The 14,531-nt window shown below is 70.6% G+C and carries 10 protein-coding genes; 2 read left to right on the top strand and 8 right to left on the bottom strand.

Annotated elements, in window-relative coordinates; all coding sequences use genetic code 11:
* The 3 genes from VC184_RS09005 to VC184_RS08995 all read right to left on the bottom strand — a co-directional run bounded on the left by VC184_RS09005 (position 1) and on the right by VC184_RS08995 (position 3,940).
* Positions 1-1,152 (bottom strand): serine/threonine-protein kinase, encoded by a 1,152-nt coding sequence (locus VC184_RS09005; protein WP_323985831.1) that lies wholly within the window; start codon positions 1,150-1,152, stop codon positions 1-3.
* A 106-nt stretch (positions 1,153-1,258) separates the two neighbouring features.
* Positions 1,259-2,311: an FHA domain-containing protein gene (locus VC184_RS09000; protein WP_323985829.1), complete on the bottom strand. Its 1,053-nt coding sequence runs from the start codon at positions 2,309-2,311 to the stop codon at positions 1,259-1,261.
* Positions 2,312-2,344: 33 nt separating this feature from the next.
* Positions 2,345-3,940, bottom strand: coding sequence for a dolichyl-phosphate-mannose--protein mannosyltransferase (locus VC184_RS08995; protein ID WP_323985827.1), 1,596 nt, complete (start codon positions 3,938-3,940; stop codon positions 2,345-2,347).
* A 22-nt stretch (positions 3,941-3,962) separates the two neighbouring features.
* Between VC184_RS08995 and rsmI the strand changes: the two genes are divergently transcribed.
* Positions 3,963-4,787 carry a 16S rRNA (cytidine(1402)-2'-O)-methyltransferase gene (rsmI, locus tag VC184_RS08990; RefSeq protein ID WP_323985826.1) on the top strand — a complete coding sequence of 275 codons (825 nt, stop codon included), beginning with the start codon at positions 3,963-3,965 and terminating at the stop codon, positions 4,785-4,787.
* Positions 4,788-4,874: 87 nt separating this feature from the next.
* Here the strand turns inward: rsmI and VC184_RS08985 are convergent, their stop codons facing one another.
* The 5 genes from VC184_RS08985 to VC184_RS08965 all read right to left on the bottom strand — a co-directional run bounded on the left by VC184_RS08985 (position 4,875) and on the right by VC184_RS08965 (position 13,304).
* A complete protein-coding gene (locus VC184_RS08985; protein ID WP_323985824.1) occupies positions 4,875-7,211 on the bottom strand; it encodes a glycosyl hydrolase 53 family protein in 2,337 nt (778 codons plus the stop codon).
* A gap of 107 nt (positions 7,212-7,318) precedes the next feature.
* The gene (locus VC184_RS08980) at positions 7,319-8,212 is read right to left on the bottom strand and encodes a sugar ABC transporter permease (protein WP_269266054.1); all 894 of its coding nucleotides are present in this window, start codon (positions 8,210-8,212) and stop codon (positions 7,319-7,321) included.
* Positions 8,212-9,840, bottom strand: coding sequence for an ABC transporter permease subunit (locus tag VC184_RS08975; RefSeq protein ID WP_114589280.1), 1,629 nt, complete (start codon positions 9,838-9,840; stop codon positions 8,212-8,214). The genes VC184_RS08980 and VC184_RS08975 overlap by 1 nt, the downstream gene beginning before the upstream one ends.
* Positions 9,841-9,901: 61 nt before the next feature.
* Complete coding sequence (locus tag VC184_RS08970) at positions 9,902-11,137, bottom strand: sugar ABC transporter substrate-binding protein (RefSeq protein WP_274179551.1); 1,236 nt, start codon at positions 11,135-11,137, stop codon at positions 9,902-9,904.
* A 145-nt stretch (positions 11,138-11,282) separates the two neighbouring features.
* Complete coding sequence (locus VC184_RS08965; RefSeq protein ID WP_274179550.1) at positions 11,283-13,304, bottom strand: beta-galactosidase; 2,022 nt, start codon at positions 13,302-13,304, stop codon at positions 11,283-11,285.
* Between the two features lie 198 nt (positions 13,305-13,502).
* Here VC184_RS08965 and VC184_RS08960 point away from each other — a divergent pair, with 198 nt between their 5' ends.
* Positions 13,503-14,519 carry a LacI family DNA-binding transcriptional regulator gene (locus VC184_RS08960; protein WP_323985822.1) on the top strand — a complete coding sequence of 339 codons (1,017 nt, stop codon included), beginning with the start codon at positions 13,503-13,505 and terminating at the stop codon, positions 14,517-14,519.
* Positions 14,520-14,531: the final 12 nt, after the last annotated feature.

The following is a 14,531-nucleotide window of genomic DNA, read 5'->3' as shown; positions in this document are numbered from 1 at the left end:
TCAGAACCCTCCGCCGACGATGAGGAGCGTCGTCGCCGCTCCGGCTCCGGCCACCAGCAGAGCGCCGCCGGCGATCAGCGCGACCCGCGCGGCGGTGCCGAGACGGCGGGTCGGCTCGGCCCCGGCGAGGATCGTCCCCTCATCGGGGCGACGGTCGACGGCCTTCGCTGCCCGCGCCGGGCGACGCGACTCGTATGCCACCGACGGACGGACGGGTCCGCGCGCACGGTCATCGGCGAAGTCGACGCTGGCGCCAGCCGCGGCCCACTCGTCGACGGCGACCTCCATCGGAGTGTGCGGGAGTCCGAGTTCGTGCTGGACGAGCTGCAGGTCGTGGGCGAGGTCGGCTGCCGTGGCGTGCCGCGCACCCGGATCGCGACTCATCGCGCGTGCGAGGACCTGTTCCAGGCGCTCGGGCACGTCGCCGCGGCCGATCGGTGTGTACGACGCTTTCCGGATGCGCGACTTCAGCTGCTCGCGGCTGTTCTGGCCGCTGCCGGCACGCTCGAACGGGCTGCGGCCGGCGAGGAGTGAGTACAGCGTCGCCCCGAGTCCCCAGACCTCGGCCGTCACCGAGCCCGAGATGCGCTCGTCGATGATCTCGGGAGCACTCCAGGGCACCGACATCGCGAACACCTCGTCGCCGTCGGAACGGCCCGAGATGGCGGCGGCGATGCCGAAATCCGACAGCACCGGAGTTCCGAAGGTCGTGATGAGGATGTTGGACGGCTTGATGTCGCGGTGGAGCAGTCCGGAACGGTGCGCGGTCTCGAGCGCCGAGCCGATCTTCACGCCGAGCTGCAGCACCTCCGCGACCGGGATCACCTCGCGGCGGTAGCGATTGGTGAGGGAGGTGGGGCAGTACTCCATCACGATGTAGGGCCGACCATCGGAGGAGATCGAGGCCTCGTAGATGGTCAGGATCGAGGGATGCGAGCTCAGACGCGCCATCACGTCGGCTTCGGCATTGAACATGCGGAGCAGGTTCTCGTCGACGATGTCCTCGAGGAGCACCTTCACGGCGACAGGACGGCGCGGGAGGTTCTGCTCGAAGAGGAAGACATCGGCGAACCCACCGGTTCCGAGGGGGCGGACGTAGGTGAATCCCGCAAGACCGGGCGGCGCGGAGGGCAGTCTCGACGCCACAGTCATGCACCCCCTGTCAACGGGGGCGCGATGTCATCGTCCCCCGGAATCCGAATCCGGTGAGATTTTTCTAACACACCGAGGTCGGGCCGGGAAATCGCTTGTCGTCGCCTCACGAGAGCGACTCGAAAGTCGCGCGGATCCCGTCGCCGAGATCGAGCACGGCCCCGGGGGAGACGCGCGAGGCAGCGCCGCTCCGCAGCAGGCCGGCTTCGCCCGAAGCGTCGCGCACGATGGTGCCGTTGGTCGAGCCGAGGTCGCGCACGACGAGCGCGCCATCGTCGAGCCGGACCTCCACGTGAGTTCCCGACACCTCCTTGCGGGGCGAGGGCACGGCAACGATCCGGGCGCCGGGATGCTGCGCCGCACGGGGCGCCCTCCCCAGCACAATGGGGCGGTCGAGCGGGTAGTCGCCGCCGGGCTCGAGACGCAGGACGTACCGGTGGGATGCGGGTGCGTCGGCTACGGGGGCGGGGGCGCGACGGGACCCGAGGACCGTGCTGTCGTCGACCTCCGCCTCCCGAGGCGATTCCGGTTCCGATACCAGTTCGGGTTCGGACTCGGGTTCGGGCTGCGGGCGCCGTCGCGGCCCGAAGGGCGGGGTCAGCGCGCGTCGGTCGACGGCGACGGTCTCGAGCGGGTCGGCGTCTTCGAGCGCGGCAACGGGGTCCGCGGAGGATGCGGCGGAAGCCGTCATCGCCGCGACGGCGGCGCGTGCGGTCGCGCCCCATTCGAGGGCGTCGGTGCGGACGACGCCCCGACCGATCGGGAGCAGTGAGCGACCGGGCTCGGTGCCGAGCCCGAGCGAGATGCCGGCCACGTGCTGAGCCGATCCCTCGACCCACGTCCCGACGCCGGTTCCGGCATAGCTGCTGCGCTGCGGACCGTGCAGGTCGATCGTGGCCGCGCCGCGGACGGCGACCGAGACCGCGCTCGATCCGGCGTCGACGACCTCGACGAGGGCGAAATCGGGCAGGGCTCCGATGCCGACGGCCGCGATCGCCGAGAGGACGTCCTCGAACGCGGCATCCCTTCCCGTCATCGCCTCCCACACCGCAGCGGCGAGCGCCTCGCCGGCACCCGGACCGAGCAGCAGGGCGAAGTGATCGGTGACCATCGCGAACCCCGCGCCGCGGGTGTCGTCGGGCGTCGGGTAGCGGAACACGCGCCTAGCCTACGGTGCCGCGCGCGGCGGGCGTCAGACCCAGCCGGGCAGCCAGTTGTGCAGCCGGTAGAACTCGTAGGGCACCGAGATCGCCGACCATAGCGGGAACCAGAATGCGGCGAGGACCAGGACGAGGCCGAGGAACACGATGACGACGCGTTCGACGCCGCGGGTGGTTCCTCGATCGCGACGCGCGGACCGGACCGCCGATCGGATGACGAACACCAGAGCGAGCAGGAGGAACGGCTGGATCAGGACCGTGTAGAACTGGAAGATCGTGCGCTCGGGGAAGAGCAGCCACGGCGAGTACGTCGCGACGACACCGGTCAGGACGATGCCGTACGCGCCGTCACGGGTGCGGAACAACAGGTAGACGAGGTACAGCACGCTCGCGACGCCCGCCCACCAGACGATGGGGTTCGGCATGCTGTACAGGATCTCCCAGCAGCCGTTGGGGTCGGTGCACGAACCGGTTCCGCCGGGCGTGCTGCCCGCGTACATCGAGGTCGGGCGCAGAAGGAGCGGCCATTGCGCCGCGGGGCTCGCGTAGGCGTGGGGAGTCGACATCCCGGCCGTCGACCCGTACATCGACTCGTGATATCGCCACAGGCTCTGCAGCGACAGGGGTACCCATGACCAGAATCCGGTCGCGGGGTTCGCGTCCGCAGCGTGCCGGTCGTACCCGCCGTCGGTCACGAACCAGCCGGTCCACGACGCGAGGTACACCACGAGCGCCACCGGCACGAGCAGCACGAACGACACCGCCCCTTGCCGGACCGTCGCGTCGGCGGGCCAGAACAGGATGCCGGCGCTGCGGCGGGCGAGGGCATCGCTGACGACGAGATAGATGCCGATCGCCGCCAGCACCCAGACGCCCGACCACTTCACCGCTGTCGCCGCGCCGGCCGCCGCACCCGCGGCGATCACCCACGGGCGGTTCCACAGCACCGGTCCCCAGGCGGGGGCGCCGACGTCGTCCCATCGCGCCGCGATGCGCTCGGCGAGAACGACCCGGCTGCGTTCGCGGTCCAGCACGACGAACCAGAACGCCAGCAGGGTGAACAACGTCAGGAAGATGTCGAGCAGCGCCACCCGGCTCATCACGATCCCGAGGCCGTCGATCGCGAGCAGGCCGGATGCCAGCGACGCGAAGACGATCGAACCGGTGAGGCTGCGTGCGAGGAGGTAGAGCACGAGCACGCACGCCGTGCCGGCGAGGGCCGTGCCCAGGCGCCAGGCGAAGGTCGAGTCGGCGCCGAACAGGGCCATCGGCAGCCCGATGAGGTACTTGCCGAGCGGCGGGTGCACGACGAAGCTGCCCGTCGTCGTGAAGATGTCGGTCTCGCCCGCGAGGAAGCGTTCGTCGGCGCCGTCCGGCCAGGTTGCGGCGTACCCGAGCACCCATTGGCTCCAGGCGTCCTTGACGTAATAGGTCTCGTCGAAGACCACGGCGTGGGGATGAGCCAGGTTCCACATCCGCAGGACGGCGGCGATCAGCGTGATCACCAGCGGTGCGATCCAGGCCATCCGCCGGGCGAAGGCCGGGTCGCCGCTGAAGCGGGCGTGCCACCGGGCGAGAAGGGTCGGCCGACGCCTCTCGGGGAGCAGCGGCTCAGCGGTCGTCGTCACGTCGCCAGCCTATGCTGGGGCGGTGATCATCCTCGCCGCGACGCCCATCGGCAACCTCGGCGACGCCACGACGCGGCTCGTGACCGCGCTCGAACAGGCGACGACCATCGCCGCCGAGGACACACGCACCACCCAGCGCCTGCTCCAGGCCCTCGGGGTGACCAACCGTCCCCGTCTGATCGCCCTTCACGACCACAACGAGAAGCAGCGAGCCGTCGAGCTTGTCGAGCGCGCCCGTACCGAAGACGTCCTCGTCCTCAGCGACGCCGGGATGCCCACGGTCAGCGACCCCGGGTTCGGGCTCGTCGCCGCTGCGGCGGCAGCAGGGGTCACCGTGACCGTCCTGCCCGGCCCGAGCGCCGTGCTCGCCGCGCTCGCCGTCTCCGGGCTTCCGACGGACCGGTTCGCCTTCGAGGGCTTCCCGCCCCGCAAGCCGGGGGACCGGCGCCGGCTCTTCGACCAGCTGGCCGGCGAGCAGCGCACGCTCGTCTTCTTCGAGGCGCCGTCGCGCATCGCCGAGGTGCTGCGGGCGATGGCCGAGGCGTTCGGAGGCGACCGCCGAGCGGCCGTCTGCCGCGAGCTGACGAAGCTGCACGAGGAGGTGGCGCGCGGCACGCTCGATGAGCTCGCCGAGTGGGCTGCCGACGGCGTCCGCGGCGAGATCGTCATCGTGGTGGAGGGCGCCGGGGCGCGCGAGATCGACCCCGCCGACGCGCTCGCGCAGGTGCAGCGGCTCGTCGCCGACGGCATCCGGCTCAAGGAGGCCGCCGCCGAGGTCGCGGCCGCGACCGGCCTGTCGTCCCGCGACCTGTATCAGGCCGCTCTCGCCGCCCGCGCTGGGTCCTGACGCGGGCCCGTTCGCGCGAGAACGCACCGACCCCGCGAGAACGCACCGTATCGGGCACGTTCTCGCGACGACGGTGCGTCTTCGGCGTCAGCTGCGCCGCATGCGGGCGCCCCGCCGGACGGCGAGGGGCAGACCGACGAACACGAGAAGCGCGGCGGCCGTGAGCGCGGCGAGGGGGAGTGCGCCGCCGGATGCTGCCAGGGCATCGGGTCCGGCGGTGAGCGCGGACGCCGTGCCGGGCAGCGCAGGTGCGGATGCCTCGGGGGCGGGCACCAGCCCGACGAGCGCATCGAGCGCAGCCCGGAGCGTCGTCGTCGAGGCGTCGACCTCCGCCTGCGGCGTCGCCGGGGCCGCCAGGACCGAGCGCGCAGACGCCAGTGCCGCGTCGACCGCGGCGAGGGATGCCGCGGTGTACATCGACCGGTCCAGCGAGGCGGCCTCGACCGTCGCCGCGGTCAGCGCCGCGAAGTCCGCCGCGGGTGCTGCGCGGACGAGCGCGACGTCGTCGATCGTCCCCCAGGCGCCGGCGGGCAGGTCGCCTGCGATCCGGACGGTGAGCGTATCGCCCGCTGACGCGAACACGGCGTCGGTGACCGGGGTCGACCACACGCGCCAGCCGTCGAGGGCGAAGCCGGTCTCCGCAGGCAGCGCGCGGGCAGCAGCCGCTTCGTTGGACAGGCTGAGCTGCAGGCGTCCGTCGGCCCCGGCGGCCCCACCCTGGGCGGCCGCGGAGGCGGTGTACCAGCCCGCCTCCGGCACGACGACCTCCTGCGCGAGGGAGAAGCCGTACGCGGCGTCGGCCCAGAAGTGCGCCGAGTACGTGCCGGTACGAGGATCGTCCTCCGCCCGCACGGTCAGGCCGCCTCCTTCCGAGCGCCACATCGAGACGTCCGCGTCTTCGAAGCCGCCGTTGCGGAGCAGGTTCCGCGCGATGACGGTGACCGTCGCCGACGTGGAATGGCCTGCCGAGGTGGTGCCCGAGAAGGTGTGCACGCCCACGCCGTCGACGGCATCCGGTCCCGGGGTCCAGTCGACGCTCTGCTCCTCGGTCGTCCCATCGGTGTACGACACGGTGACGGTGTCGGGCAGCGCGATCGGGTCGCCGTCCGTGACGGTGAGCGCGACACGCTCGACATCGCTGACGGTCCGCGGAGCGATCGCGCCGGTGCGCACGTACGAGAACACGTTCAGCGACGCGAGGGGGTAGCCGTCGTGGTCGAACAGGGCCTGGTTGTCCCACGCGGAACCGCCGAACCACTGTCCCGCGTCATGGGGCTCGTAGCCGCCGGCGTAGCTCGACGCCCAGCCGGATCCGTCGCGCTCCCAGAGCACGCGGTTGGACTCGAGCTGCTCGGGCGGACCGACCGGCAGCCACGCGGGCTCCCAGTAGAAGACGCCGAGCCCGGCCTCGCCCACGTTCGCCACGGCTTGCACGACGTCGCGTACGGCGGTGGCCTGGCCCTGCACGCTCACGGGGTAGCGCGTCGCGTCTTCCGGGGTCTTCACGACGTTCGGGTGTCCGTCGCCGTCGTCGAGCGTGTACGCCCACGACGTCTCGGCCACGAGCACCTTCTTGTCGTACGTCGAGGCGATCTGCGACAGCACCGCCGTGAGGTTCTCGGGCGTGCCGTGCCAGAACGGGTAGTACGACGACGCGAACACGTCGTAGTCGACATCCCGCGCCTCGAGCTCCCGGGCGACGCCCGCGTAGAACCCGGGGCGCTCGGGGTTGGTGAAGTGCAGCACGACGCGGGCGTCGGGCATGACGTCGCGGATCGCGGCCGACCCAGCGCCGAAGATCCGCGCCATGTCATCCCACCCGGTCACCCCGGCGATGCCGCCATTGGTCTCGTTTCCGACCTGCACCATTCGCACGTCGACCCCGGCGTCGCGGAATCGTATGAGCGCGTCGCGCGTGAACGCCCCGGTCGCCGCGACCTTCTCGTCGACGGTCATGCCCGCCCAGGCCTTCGGAGCCTGCTGCTTGGCGGGGTCTGCCCAGAAGTCCGAGTAATGGAAGTCGACCAGGACGCCCAGGCCCGCCGCCGTCGCGCGACGGCCGATCTCGATCGCCCGGGTGACGTCGACGTCGCCACCGCCGTACCCGTTGCCGTCGGCGTCGAAGGGGTCGTTCCAGACGCGGATCCGGATGTCGCTGACCCCAGCATCCCGAAGGATCCTGAACAGGTCGCCCGGGTTGCCGTCGGCGTCACGGAACACCACGTCCGACTCCTCGAGCGACAGCACCGACGACACGTCGACGCCGCCGATGAAGTCGGCCGGCAGGTTCTCGACCCGCGGCACGGTGATCGTGCTCGGGACTGGCGCCGGGTCGTCGGCTGCCGACGCCGGCAGCGCGAGCGCCCCCAGCGACAGGACCGCCGCAGTGACGGCCGCGGTCAGCCGCGGGATGATTCGTGGCATGTGCCTCTCCTTCGAGGTCGGCGCGCGCGGGCGCGCGAGAGCGTACGGTCCCGGCGAGTGCGTACCGGGGAGGGTGTTGTTTGGGCGAGAGGGTGCGTTCTCGGGCGTCAGCCCTTGACGGAGCCGGCGGTCAGCCCGCCGATGATGTAGCGCTGCAGGCCGAGGAACAGTGCGAGCACGGGGATCGCGGCGAGCACCGCGCCGGCCGCGAAGAGGCCCCAGTTGCTCGCGAGCTGGTTCGACACCCACTGGTACATGCCCACGGCGAGGGTCCAGTTGTCCTGCGACACCAGCACGATCTTCGAGATGATGTAGTCGCCGAACGATGCGATGAACGCCAGTAGGGCCACGACCGCGAGGATCGGGGTGACGAGCGGCATGATGATCCGCCAGAACACCTGGGCGTGCGTTGCGCCGTCGATCTTGGCCGACTCGTCGAGCTCCATCGGGATCGTGTTGAAGAACCCGTACATGAGGAAGGTGTTCACACCCAGGGCGCCGCCGAGGTAGACGCAGATGAGCGCGATCTTCGAGTTCAGGCCGAGGGCGGGGAACACCTCGCCGAGGGCGAGGAGCATCAGGAAGATCGCCACGAAGGCGAGCGCCTGCGGGAACATCTGGATGATGAGCAGGGCCGTGAGGCCCGGACGGCGACCGCGGAAGCGGAACCGGGAGAAGGCGTACGCTGCCGCGGCCCCCATCAGGACGGCGCCGACCGCCGACGCCCCGCTCACGATCAGCGTGTTGCCGTACCAGGTCCAGTACGACGTGCCGCTGAGGGAGGCGAAGTTCGCGAGGTCGAAGACGCCGAACAGCTGGTTGCTCGCGGCGAGGCTGCCGCGCGGGTTGAGCGCGGCCGAGATGACGTAGAGCAGCGGGAACATCGCGTAGAAGAGGATGACGAGCGCGACGAGGTACTTCCAGCCGACTTCGAGCAGCCACCGGCGGCGGCGAGCGCCGACGCGGCTGGGCGGGGTGGCGACGGTGGTGGTTGCGGACATCACTGGTACTCCTCCAGCTTGCGGGTCTGGCGGAACGCCAGGGCGGAGATCGCGCCGACCACGATGAACACGAGGATCGACAGGGCGCTGGCCAGGCCGTAGTCGGCAGCGCCGCCCGAGACTCCCGAGATGTCCCAGATCGCGGAGATCAGGATGTCGGTGGATCCGAGCGCATAGGGCGCGCCGGGGATCGCCGGCCCGCCGCTGTTGAACATGTAGATGACGGTGAAGTTGTTGAAGCTGAAGGCGAACGACGAGATCAGCAGCGGGGCGGTCGCGACGAGCACGAGGGGGAGGACGATCGCACGGAACTGCCGGAACCGGCCCGCGCCGTCGATCGACGCGGCCTCGAGCGTGTCGGACGGCAGTGCCTGCAGCGCGCCCGTGCACACGAGGAAGTAGTACGGATAGGTCAGCCACACGTTGACGAAGAGCACCGCGATGCGAGCCAGCCACGGGTCGCCGAGCCAGTCGATGTTCGCGCCGCCGAAGAAGAACTCATTGATGACACCGAACTCGGCGTTGAACATGCCGCGGAACAGCAGGGCCGACATGAACGCCGGGAAGGCGTACGGGAGGATGAACAGCGTCCGAAGGATCTTGCGGCCCTTCACCCGCGGGTCGTTGAAGATGAGCGCCACCACGAGCCCCATCGCGAACGGAATGAGCACCGACAGCGCCGCCCAGACGAACGTCCAGAGCGTGACGAGCGCGAGCGGCTCGAGCAGGCCCGGGTCTGTGACGAGGCGCAGGAAGTTGTCGAACCCGACGTTCACGACCCAGCCGGTGGGCAGGGCCGCTCCGTCCGCGGAGACGAATCGGCCGTCGTCTGTTGCCGTGTAGACGGCACCGGATGCCGTATCGGTGATGGTCTGCGCGTCGGCATCCCACGTCAGCGTCGAGAGGTACACGGCGCCGGTCGAGCCGTCGCGCGTGCGGATCGAGCCGTCGTTGGGGTCGTCCGAGACCGGTACGCGCAGCTCGACGATCTGCTCCTGCAGCGCGGGGTCGCCGAGGAAGGTGCCGCGGGGAACGACGTTCCAGCCGGGAACGTCGGTGGGGGCGCCCGAGCCCGACGCGTCACCGACGACCTCGAGCGGCCGGTCGGTGGCCCCGGCCTTGATCTCGCCGTCGTCGACGATCGCGAAGCCGTACTCGCCGCCCTGTTCGACGACCGAGAGCGGGTACGAGGGCGAGGTGTCGATGCGTCGCTCGCCCTGGGCCAGGGCAGCGGCCACCGCCTGGTCCTGCGAACCGACGTGGCCGGCGCCGTAGTTCGTGAAGGCGATGTACGCCGTGTAGCCGAAGATGAAGACCTGGAACACCAGCAGGAAGGCGAGCCCCGGGAGCAGGTACTTCAGCGGCAGTGCGCGCTTGGTGAAGTACACGATGTCGGCGGCGACGAGCAGGACGGCCGCCGCGGTCGCGATGAGCCACGACTCGGCTTGGACGGCGGCGAACACCCCCATCAGGCCGAAGGCATTGACGATCGCCATCAGCACGAGCTTCACGACGAAGCCCCAGCCGATGCCCGACCAGCGTCGGCCATGCGGTTCTGACTGCTGCGAGCGGTCGGGGGAGCGAGGCGGCGGTGCGCTCTCGCTCACGGTTCCCTGGGGGACCGACATGTGCATCTCCTTCACGAGAGAGGTCCGGGGGCGGAGCGGTGTGCTCCGCCCCCGGAGGGGGTCAGCCGATCGCGGCCTGGACGTCGGTCACCATGGTGTTCCAGGTGCTGACGGGGTCGCCGCCCTTGATGATCTGCACCTGTGCGGCGTTCCACAGGTCCCAGACCGAACCCATCTCGGGGATCGAGGGCTGCGGCACGCCGTTCGCGGCGGAGGCGAGGAAGCCGGCGACGACGGGGTCGGACGAGACCTCGGCGGCGAGGGTCTTCCACGCGGGCAGGCGCGGGTCGGCCTCGTAGAGGGCGCGCTGCGCGTCATCCGTTGCGAGGTAGGTGGTCAGGAACTCCTGGGCCAGCAGCTTGTTCGCGCTCTCCGAGCTGATGTAGAAGCCCTGGACGCCCACGAACGGCGCGGCGGTCTCGCCGCCGGCCGACGGGATCGGGTTGACCTTGACGTTCACACCGTTGGCGGTGAGGGCCTCGATCGCCCACGGGCCCTGAACCGTGTACGCGGCGGTACCGGCGGCGAAGAGCTCGTTGTTGGTGTCGTAGTCGATCGTGGTCGAGATCTCGCCGGAGCCGGCCTCGCCGTGCGCGCCGAGCCAGGTGGCGAAAGCCTCGCCGCCCGCGCCGCCCATGCCGACCTCGGTCGTGTAGGAGCCGGTGGCGTCCTGCACGAACACCGGGGCGCCGAACGACGTCTGGAACCCGTACATCGTGTACGCGTCGCCCTTCTGACCCGCCGTGTTGATGACGAACGGACGCTCGGCGCCCGCGGTCTGGGCGCGGGCGATCATGTCGTCGAACGACGACGGCGCCTCTTCGCCGACGAGGTCGGTGTTCTGCACGAGCGCGATCGTCTCGAGCGCGTAGGGGAAGCCGTAGAGCTGCCCGTCGTAGGTGAACGCGTCGACGGCGACCTTCTCGATCTGGTCGGTTTTGTCGCCGAGGTCGATCGTGTCGACGACGCCGGCCGAGACGAAGGAGCCGAGGAAGTCGTGGGCGCCCACCGTGATGTCCGGACCCTCGCCGGTCGGCACCTGGTTGATGAAGTCGTTGCGGATGTCCTCGAAGTTCTTCTGGACCAGCTCGATCTTGGTGCCGGTCTCGTCTTCGAAGGCCTTCGCCGCCGCCTCGATGGCCGGCGCGCGGTTGGCGTCGGTCCAGACGACGAGCGAGCCGCCGCCCGAGCCGCCTTCGGCGTTGCCGCTGTCGCTGGGGGTGCTGCCGCCGGAGCAACCGGCGAGCAGGACGGTGGTCGCCGCGATGGCGACGATTCCGGTCCCGATCTTGCGCATGGATCTTCCTTCCGAAGTGGTCGATCGGAAGGGCCTCGTGCGAGGTCGCTCCGTCACGACCGATGTGGATGCCGCTGCCGGGTGGCGGCGGCGCTTTCTCAGTGCATGCCGTGAGACGTCGGCTGTCTCCCGGCGTCGGGGTGGGTCAGTGACCACCCCCGGGTGCTGTGCGCGGTGCGCGGATGACGGCGACGTCGCCCGCACTCACCTCCAGCGTGCCCCGGACGGCGCGCCCTGAGAACAGGTCGACACCTTCCAGGGCGAGCTCAGCGTCCGTCGCCGCATGGTTGATCGCGATGACGTAGTCATCGGCGTCGCCCGCGCGGCGGACGATCTCGAGGCCGGCCGGCGCGTCGACCGGGGCGATGCCCGCGTCGGCGTAGACCTCCGCCATGATGGCGGCGAGGCCGGCGGCATCCGGTCGCGTACTGACGTACCAGCCGGTGCCCGCTCCGTGCCGCTTGCGCGTCACCGCGGGCATCCCGGCGCCCGGTCCGTCGACGTAGGTCGCGCGGGTCTCCGCGTCCGACACCACCAGGTGCTCGTGCCAGACGTCGGCGGTATGGGACGCGCCGCCGAACTCGATCGTCGTGGTCGCGCCCGCGCGCAGCGGCAGGTGCTCCTCGACGCGGACTCCGAGCGACGGCTCGAGGGGAGCGGCGAAGCCGCCCGGGTGCACGGCATCGTTCTCGTCGACGACGGCCGAGAAGAACGAGACGACCAGCGTGCCGCCGGCTTCGACGTACCGGTTGAGGTTGTCGGCGTCAGCCTGACGCAGGAGGTACTGCGCGGGGGCGATGACGAGCTTGTAGCCGGAGAGATCGTGGCCCGGCAGGGCGAAGTCGACCGTGATGTTGTCGCGCCACAGGCGCTCGTAGAACGCCCGGATCCGCTCGTCGTGCGAGACGTCCTCCGAGGGACGCCACTCGAGGTCCTGCGCCCAGAACGACTCGAAGTCCCACAGGATCGCGACGTCGGCGTGGACGCGCGAGCCGCGCACCTCGGTGAGGCGATTCAGCTTCGCGCCGAGATCGACGACCTCGCGGAAGACGCGTGACTCGGTGCCGGCGTGCGGCAGCATCGCCGAGTGGAATTTCTCGGCGCCCGAGCGCCCGGCGCGCCACTGGAAGAAGAGGATGCCGTCGGCACCGCGGCCCAGGTGCGACAACGAGTTGCGCGCCATCTCGCCCGGTCGCTTGGCGACGTTGCGCGGCTGCCAGTTGACCGCCGAGGTCGAGTGCTCCATCAGGATCCAGGGCTTGCCGCCCCCGACCGAGCGTGAGAGGTCGGCGGCGATGGCCAGGCCGATCTCGCCCTCGACGTCTGCAGCCCACAGGTAGTGGTCGTCCGAGACGATGTCGACCTCACGCGCCCAGGCCCACAGATCGCAGCCGTGGTGCTGATTCGCCATGAAGTTCGTCGTCACCGGAAGGGACGAGAACCGCCGGATGGCGTCGCGCTCCGCGATGAAGCACGCGCGCAGCTGGGCGTCGGTGAACCGCGCGAAGTCGAGCCGCTGCGCGGGGTTGACGACCGAGGGAGCGGCAGCGGGGACGCCGACGTGCTCCCAGACGCCGTAATGCTGCCCCCAGAAGGCGGTGCCCCACGCCGCGTTGAGGGCGTCGAGCGAGCCGTACTTCTCCTGCAGCCAGCCGCGCCAGGAGCGCTGGGCGTGCTCGGAGTAGTCCTCACCGACGGGGACGCCGTACTCATTGTGGACGTGCCACATGACGACGGCCGGGTGGTCGGCGTAGCGCTCGGCCAGCGTCGAGGCGATGCGCACGGCCGCCTCGCGGTAGGCGGGGGCCGAGTGCGACGCCATGCCGCGCGACCCGAAGCCCATCACCACGCCGTCGCGGTTGACGGCGCGGGCATCGGGGTGCTCGGCGAAGAACCAGGCCGGCGGGGATGCCGTCGGGGTGCCGAGGTCGACGGCGATGCCGTTCTCGTGGAGAAGGCCGATGATCTCGTCGAGCCAGTCGAAGTCGAAGACGCCCTCGCTGGTCTCGATGAGCGCCCACGAGAAGATGCCGACGCTGACGAGGTTCACTCCGGCTTCGCGCATGAGGCGGACGTCCTCGCGCCAGACCTCGCGGGGCCACTGCTCCGGGTTGTAGTCGCCGCCGTAGGCGATCCCGTCGATGGCCGGCCAAACGCTCGCAGGCATGAAACGCGTCCTCGTGTCTCTCAGATGCGCCGGTCGTACTGTGACCGGTCACAGGGGTGTGTGACCACTGTAAGCGCGCGACCGATTCGCGACCCGCCCCGTTATCGAACTGTGACCGGTCCCAGAAGGATTGCCAGCCTCGGCGCGTCCTCCAGGGCGCGAGACGGGTGAACGTCCCGTCCGGAGTAGGCTCGCGACGTGAACGGCTCCACCGGCGCGTCGCGCAAACCGACCATCCGCGACGTCGCGGCAGCGGCCGGCGTCTCGCACGGCACCGTGTCGCGGGTCATCAACGGCGGGCACTGGGTGTCGCCCGAGGCGCGGGACGCCGTCGACCGCGCGATCCGCGAGACCGGCTACACCGCGAACCACGCGGCCCGGAGTCTCGCGACGGGGCGGTCGAACTCGCTGGCCTTCCTGCTGACCGAGCCCCAGCACCTGCTCTTCGCCGACCCGACCTTCGCCCTGCTGCTGCGCGGAGCGACCGAGGCACTGGCCCAGCGTTCGATGACCCTCGTGCTGATGATCGCCGACACCGCGGCCGAGCGGGCGAACGTCGAGCGGTACGTCCGCGCGGGTCACGTCGATGGCGTCCTGCTCATCTCGTCGCACGAGTCGAACCCGCTGCTCGCCTCGCTGATCTCCGCGGGCGTGCCCACCGTGTGCACCGGTGTCCCGCTCGGCGATCGCGCGCACGTGCCCACCGTCTCGGTCGATGAGCAGGAGTCCGCGCGCATCATGACGCGTCACCTCCTCTCGCGTAGCCACCGCCGCATCGCTGTGATCACCGGGCCCGACGACACCCCGGGCGGTCGGTACCGCCTGCAGGGGTTCCGCGAGGAGATGGGCGATCTGTTCGATCCCGAGCTCGTCGAGCAGGACGTCTATTCGAGCGACGCCGGCGCGGCGGCCATGACCCGTCTGCTGGAGCGCGCCCCCGACATCGACGCCGTCTTCGCGGCATCCGATGTCATGGCGGTGGGGGCGATCGCCGCCATCCGCCGCAGCGGACGGCGCGTTCCGGACGACATCGCCGTGGCCGGCTTCGATGATTCGGGCCTCGCGGCGACGCACGATCCGCCCCTGACGACGATGCGTCAGCCGTGGAACGAGATCAGCTCGGCGATGGTCGACATGGTGCTGCAGGTCATCGCCGGAGGCGACCCGGAGCCGCTCGTGCTGCCGACATCCCTCATCGTGCGCGAGACCGCGTGACGCATCGCCGTG

Source organism: Microbacterium plantarum, assembly GCF_035231185.1.
GTDB lineage: Bacteria > Actinomycetota > Actinomycetes > Actinomycetales > Microbacteriaceae > Microbacterium > Microbacterium plantarum.
This window is presented reverse-complemented; position numbering and strand designations above follow the sequence as displayed.

What these genes read in the sequence shown, in the direction of transcription:
- VC184_RS09005 (WP_323985831.1), bottom strand. Translation starts at nt 1,152, where the DNA reads ATGACTGTGGCGTCGAGACTGCCCTCCGCGCCGCCCGGTCTTGCGGGA.
- VC184_RS08985 (WP_323985824.1), bottom strand. Translation starts at nt 7,211, where the DNA reads ATGCCACGAATCATCCCGCGGCTGACCGCGGCCGTCACTGCGGCGGTC.
- VC184_RS08980 (WP_269266054.1), bottom strand. Translation starts at nt 8,212, where the DNA reads ATGTCCGCAACCACCACCGTCGCCACCCCGCCCAGCCGCGTCGGCGCT.
- VC184_RS08975 (WP_114589280.1), bottom strand. Translation starts at nt 9,840, where the DNA reads ATGTCGGTCCCCCAGGGAACCGTGAGCGAGAGCGCACCGCCGCCTCGC.
- VC184_RS08970 (WP_274179551.1), bottom strand. Translation starts at nt 11,137, where the DNA reads ATGCGCAAGATCGGGACCGGAATCGTCGCCATCGCGGCGACCACCGTC.
- VC184_RS08965 (WP_274179550.1), bottom strand. Translation starts at nt 13,304, where the DNA reads ATGCCTGCGAGCGTTTGGCCGGCCATCGACGGGATCGCCTACGGCGGC.